Origin of the sequence: Streptomyces cinnamoneus (genome assembly GCF_014650495.1) — a bacterium.
Lineage (GTDB): Bacteria > Actinomycetota > Actinomycetes > Streptomycetales > Streptomycetaceae > Streptomyces > Streptomyces cinnamoneus.
Window position 1 is genome coordinate 1 of record NZ_BMVB01000109.1, and the last position, 502, is coordinate 502.

1 protein-coding gene is annotated in these 502 nt (G+C 60.2%); it reads right to left on the reverse strand.

Translation table 11 applies throughout. The annotated features are described in order from the left end of the window. Nucleotides 1-493: 2-amino-4-hydroxy-6-hydroxymethyldihydropteridine diphosphokinase (gene folK, locus IE182_RS31695; protein ID WP_229845308.1), on the reverse strand; the 493-nt coding region annotated here is incomplete at its 3' end. Nucleotides 494-502 lie beyond the last annotated feature (9 nt).

Consider the following 502-nt stretch of genomic DNA (forward strand, 5'->3'; position numbering starts at 1 on the left):
GCCTGGAATCCCAATGATTCTCACGAATTCGCCCATGGTTCGCTTCGATGTTTTGCAACGCGGCGAGCAATTCGTGGCTGCCCATTGTGGTTCCAAGCTCCACCACGGCGTTCAGGAAATCCGGCGTACCGTCAGCCATGCCCCACGCGGCCGTGCGGTAAAGCGGCGAAATACCGGTCACCTGTGTGCCAAGCAACGCGTCAATCTCCCGAACGGCGGCTCGCAAGGTGGATTCCACCTCGCCCACATTGCCCCCCAAGGCCACCACCGCGTTATGGATGGCATGCTTTTCAGCAGTGCGTCCATTATCGGTGGCACGCACGCGCGAGATGGAGACCGACACATCTGCAAAAGCCACGACGATGGGCGCGTGAGGCTTGTGCACGGTGACGTCGATGGAGGCGACGGCCGGCGCATCGGCAAGAATCTTATCCGCGATACGTTGGGCCAGACGCTCGATCAGGTCCACATGAGGGCCTTCGATGACAGCCACGATATCCTT